Below are 3,987 nucleotides of genomic sequence, written 5' to 3' on the forward strand. Positions count from 1 at the left end.
TAGGGGTATAGCTCAGTTGGTAGAGCAGCGGTCTCCAAAACCGCGTGCCGAGGGTTCGAATCCTTCTGCCCCTGCCATATTGGTGGAACAAAAAAGATGCACCAGCCGAAAAGCCCGTAAATACGGGCTTTTTTCATGCTTTTTAACCGGAAATTTTAAGGTGAAAACCGTGGATGCTTTTTCACGATTTTAGCCGACCGGAAGGATTTGAACGCTACACAACGAAATATTGTCAAACAAATCGGCAGGCTTTGAGCAAATTTCGCTCTTAACTTGCCGATTATTTATGAAAAAACTTTCACAAACTTTTCAAGACTGTTTTGTCTAATATCACGAAATGTGATAAATGACAAAACGGTCTTTTTTTATTTCTCAAGGAAGGACGTGATACCCGTGTGGTAGCTATACTATTAAAATGGAAAATAAAACAAAGGAGGAAATCAATGAACAACAAACTTATAATCAACACAAATCTGCTTCGCAAAGAATCGGAATTCAAAACGTATACTTGCGTGGTGGAAAAAGCTGTGCCTGTTCCGACCGAAGAATTTGAGAGGCTGAAACACACTCCGATGTGCAATAACGATCTCATAAGCGAAAACCTTAACAGTATGTGGTACGGCAACGGCGTACACCATTGTCTGCTGATCTACGACAAGCAACAGGGCGACGGCTTGTTAATAGAGTCTGAGGGTGCTCCCTATGCAAGATATGCCCAGTATATTCCAAACGTCAAACTGTTGTACGAAAATCATATGCAGAATCATTTACAGGAATTAAAATTTTACTGTCCCTTGAAATCAACAGAGAACCAGAATGCCGGTATGACGAGGAATACGAAAAAATCTCGTCCTATGAGGCTTCTGCTTACAAATCGGAGATAAACCGATTTATTGAGGATTTTACAATGCCCGAGGAGAAAGAACGGGGTCTCATGAACTGGTATGGCAAGGGCAATTCAGTCGACCAAAAGGTACGCTCGGCGTTTATGTCTGTCGAGGAGCGCGACGGAGAGCTTGTTGGCGTTATTACGGCTCAGATTTACGGTCAGCTTACAGATGAAGAGCTTGAAGAATTCCGCTCGTACTGCGAGGGACAACTTTCAGACGGCGTTGGGGAGTCTCTTGAACAGCGGCCGATAAAAACTCCCGACGGCGATATTTATGTCAGCTTCTGGAATTCAGATGACAACTGGAGCTTGCAGACGGAGGAAGAAATAAACAGCATTCAGTCAGAAGATTTGACCGATGAACCCGATATTGGAATGACAATGTGAGGTACGCATGGTATACAATGAAAAGAAAGTTGAGTTGCTTAGACAGAGGTATCCCGAGGGTACTCGGATTTGTCTTGACCACATGGAGGACTTATGTCCTGTGGAAAGCGGCACCAATGGAACTATTATTGGAGTCGACGATATCGGCTCAGTCATGGTTAAGTGGGATAACGGCAGAACTTTGAATCTTCTGCCCGATGAAGATAAATTTCATACGATCAAGCATGAACAAACTCAGTCAGACGAACAAACAGAAGAAAATACGGAAAATGAAGAAATCGCAGAAATCGAGGAATTATCGGAAGAACCGGAAATGGATATGTCCATGTAGGACTTGAAATACGGCGGTTTATGTGATATAATGTACAAGATAAAATTCTGAGAGGAATACGTTCATGAGTAAAAACAGTAAGATCTGCCCGAACTGCGGCAGAAAAATGAAACAGCAGTTTATCGGATTACAGCATTGTAAGTGCGGTATAAGCTGGAAACATGATATGGGTTACTTTGAACGCACAAACGATATGGTATTCGCTTTGCAGCGTGTTAAAATCGGCAAGAAGGTAAAGCAAATGCCCATTATACGAATAAAAGAGCGAAAGGAAAATGAATATGCCGAATAAGCCGCTCCTTGACCGAGCCTTATACAAAAAAATTAAAGCTATGGACCGTGAAACAATGGACAATTTCATTCAGAATATATATCAGACAGGAAAAGACGACGTACACGCCACAGAAGTCGACTTCGACAAGCTGCGTGAAGATATATCCAAGATCAAGGGTATCGGAGAAAGCCGATTGAATGAAATAATGGCTGTGATCGAAAGTCATATAGGAGCTGACTCCGAATAATACAATTAAATATCGCAGAACTGCCGTTAAATGAGAGATCATTTAGCGGTTTTTTTATTGTCAAAATCAGAAAGGGGCGCTTTGAATGATACGAGTATTCGACGCATTTTCAGGCATCGGAGGCTTCCGATCTGCTCTGGAAAGAGTCGGAGGATTTGAAATTGTGGGGTGGTGCGAGATTGACAGATTTGCGCAGAAAGCCTACAAAGCACTGTACGATACCGGAGGTGAACAATTTTATGAAAATATCAGAGATATTGACGTCGGAAAACTTGCAGACTTTGATCTCCTTATTGGAGGTTTCCCCTGCCAGCCGTTCTCGGTCTGCGGAGCAAGAAAAGGCTTTGCCGACGAGCGAGGAGATCTGTTCTTTGAGCTTGCCCGACTGCTTGAAGCGAAAAGACCTAAGTATTTTTGCTTTGAAAACGTACCCGGTCTCATGGGGATTGACTCGGGAAAAACTTTTGCAAAAATCATTGAAACGCTTTCTCAACTGGGGTATTGCGTGGAATGGCGTGTGTATAACAGCGCCGATTACCTTCCCCAAGTCAGACAAAGAGTTTACATTGCAGGATGTCTTGGAATCGACTGTTCCGGAAAAATACTGGCTTTCGGAAAAAGCGACAGCCAGAATTGCCGGAAAACTGAACAAATCATAGGCGGAAGTCAAGGCACGAGAGTTTATGATCCCGATGGACTTGCGGTGACGCAGTGCAGCGGTTCGGGCGGTATGGGCGGAAAAACAGGTCTGTACTTTATTGACAGCAATCCTCCACCTAATCTCACAGAAAATGCAAGATGTATAACCGCAAGGCAGAACAGCGGAGTAAGTCATCACAAAGGTGAACACTCCGCTGTTTTTTGTGATCTGAACGAAAATCCGCAGATTACGGAAAACGCCCGATGTCTGCATACAAGAATGGACTTGGGGGTAACAAACGGAACTCATAAAGGAGAAAGATCGGGAGTTCTGATTGAGGACGGACCGAGAGCAATTATCAATCCGTTTAAGGAAACTACCCGTCAAAACGGCAGACGAATAAAAAATCCCAACGAACCGATGTTTACGCTTACGGTAACCGATCGACACGGGATTGTCCACCATGGACGGATAAGACGCCTTATGCCAATTGAGGCATGGCGGCTGCAGGGTTTTACAACAGAGCAATTCGAAAAAGTTGCGGCAACGGGGATGTCCGACGCACAGCTCTACAAACAAGCCGGAAATGCCGTAAGCGTACCCGTTGTTGAAGAAATTGCGAGAAATTTATTGAAATTTGATGAGGAGATAAATTAAATGAATAATATGATCAAGATTTTCAAAAATGAGGAATTTGGTTCTCTCAGAATTTTAAAGGATGATAACGGCAGAATTATGTTCTGCGGCAAGGACGTGGCTTCTGCATTGGGCTACAGCAATACAAAAGACGCAATAAAGCGGCATTGCAGGTGGGGCGTGAAACACGACCTACCTCATCCGCAGTCTCCAAGTAAAACTATTAAGATGATTTTTATTCCTGAGGGAGATGTTTACAGACTTGTTGCACACAGCAAGCTGCCGAGAGCTGCGGAATTTGAGTCGTGGATTTTTGATAAAATTCTGCCTCAGATCAATCAAACAGGCGGCTACGTCAGCAACGAGCAAATGTTCATAGAAAACTATCTTCCGTTTCTCGACGAGCCGTACTGCAATCTGTTCCGTTTGCAGATGATGGCTATCAACAAGCTGAACGAGCGGATACGTCACGACCAACCGTTAGTGGAGTTTGCGAATCAGGTTGCAAATACTGTATCGTCTATAATAAATTAGACAGAAAACATTTAGCCGTGGTATAATAGAAAAAAGGAGGAAAATAAAA

At 43.4% G+C, this 3,987-nt stretch carries 7 protein-coding genes and 1 tRNA gene; all 8 read left to right on the forward strand.

Annotated features, from left to right (window positions below; all coding sequences use genetic code 11):
• Position 1 precedes the first annotated feature (1 nt).
• The 8 genes from Q0E19_RS11590 to Q0E19_RS11625 all read left to right on the forward strand — a co-directional run bounded on the left by Q0E19_RS11590 (position 2) and on the right by Q0E19_RS11625 (position 3,938).
• Positions 2 to 77, forward strand: a tRNA-Trp gene (locus Q0E19_RS11590).
• 366 nt (positions 78 to 443) lie between these two features.
• A complete protein-coding gene (locus Q0E19_RS11595) occupies positions 444 to 884 on the forward strand; it encodes a DUF6329 domain-containing protein (RefSeq protein ID WP_294409690.1) in 441 nt (146 codons plus the stop codon).
• Positions 885 to 907: 23 nt separating this feature from the next.
• Complete coding sequence (locus Q0E19_RS11600) at positions 908 to 1,276, forward strand: hypothetical protein (protein WP_294409692.1); 369 nt, start codon at positions 908 to 910, stop codon at positions 1,274 to 1,276.
• A gap of 7 nt (positions 1,277 to 1,283) precedes the next feature.
• On the forward strand, positions 1,284 to 1,607 hold the full coding sequence (locus tag Q0E19_RS11605) for a DUF4314 domain-containing protein (protein ID WP_117940718.1): 324 nt from the start codon (positions 1,284 to 1,286) through the stop codon (positions 1,605 to 1,607).
• Positions 1,608 to 1,671: 64 nt separating this feature from the next.
• Positions 1,672 to 1,899: a hypothetical protein gene (locus Q0E19_RS11610; RefSeq protein WP_117865683.1), complete on the forward strand. Its 228-nt coding sequence runs from the start codon at positions 1,672 to 1,674 to the stop codon at positions 1,897 to 1,899.
• Positions 1,883 to 2,128: a hypothetical protein gene (locus tag Q0E19_RS11615; protein WP_242992506.1), complete on the forward strand. Its 246-nt coding sequence runs from the start codon at positions 1,883 to 1,885 to the stop codon at positions 2,126 to 2,128. Before Q0E19_RS11610 ends, Q0E19_RS11615 begins: the two co-directional genes overlap by 17 nt.
• Positions 2,129 to 2,213: 85 nt before the next feature.
• On the forward strand, positions 2,214 to 3,425 hold the full coding sequence (gene dcm, locus Q0E19_RS11620; RefSeq protein ID WP_294409695.1) for a DNA (cytosine-5-)-methyltransferase: 1,212 nt from the start codon (positions 2,214 to 2,216) through the stop codon (positions 3,423 to 3,425).
• The gene (locus tag Q0E19_RS11625) at positions 3,426 to 3,938 is read left to right on the forward strand and encodes a BRO family protein (protein WP_294409697.1); all 513 of its coding nucleotides are present in this window, start codon (positions 3,426 to 3,428) and stop codon (positions 3,936 to 3,938) included.
• Positions 3,939 to 3,987 lie beyond the last annotated feature (49 nt).

Origin of the sequence: uncultured Ruminococcus sp. (assembly GCF_934476685.1) — a bacterium.
Classification (GTDB): domain Bacteria; phylum Bacillota; class Clostridia; order Oscillospirales; family Ruminococcaceae; genus Hominimerdicola.

What these genes read in the sequence shown, in the direction of transcription:
- Q0E19_RS11610 (WP_117865683.1), top strand. Translation starts at nt 1,672, where the DNA reads ATGAGTAAAAACAGTAAGATCTGCCCGAACTGCGGCAGAAAAATGAAA.
- Q0E19_RS11600 (WP_294409692.1), top strand. Translation starts at nt 908, where the DNA reads ATGCCCGAGGAGAAAGAACGGGGTCTCATGAACTGGTATGGCAAGGGC.
- Q0E19_RS11615 (WP_242992506.1), top strand. Translation starts at nt 1,883, where the DNA reads ATGAATATGCCGAATAAGCCGCTCCTTGACCGAGCCTTATACAAAAAA.
- Q0E19_RS11595 (WP_294409690.1), top strand. Translation starts at nt 444, where the DNA reads ATGAACAACAAACTTATAATCAACACAAATCTGCTTCGCAAAGAATCG.
- dcm (WP_294409695.1), top strand. Translation starts at nt 2,214, where the DNA reads ATGATACGAGTATTCGACGCATTTTCAGGCATCGGAGGCTTCCGATCT.
- Q0E19_RS11605 (WP_117940718.1), top strand. Translation starts at nt 1,284, where the DNA reads ATGGTATACAATGAAAAGAAAGTTGAGTTGCTTAGACAGAGGTATCCC.
- Q0E19_RS11625 (WP_294409697.1), top strand. Translation starts at nt 3,426, where the DNA reads ATGAATAATATGATCAAGATTTTCAAAAATGAGGAATTTGGTTCTCTC.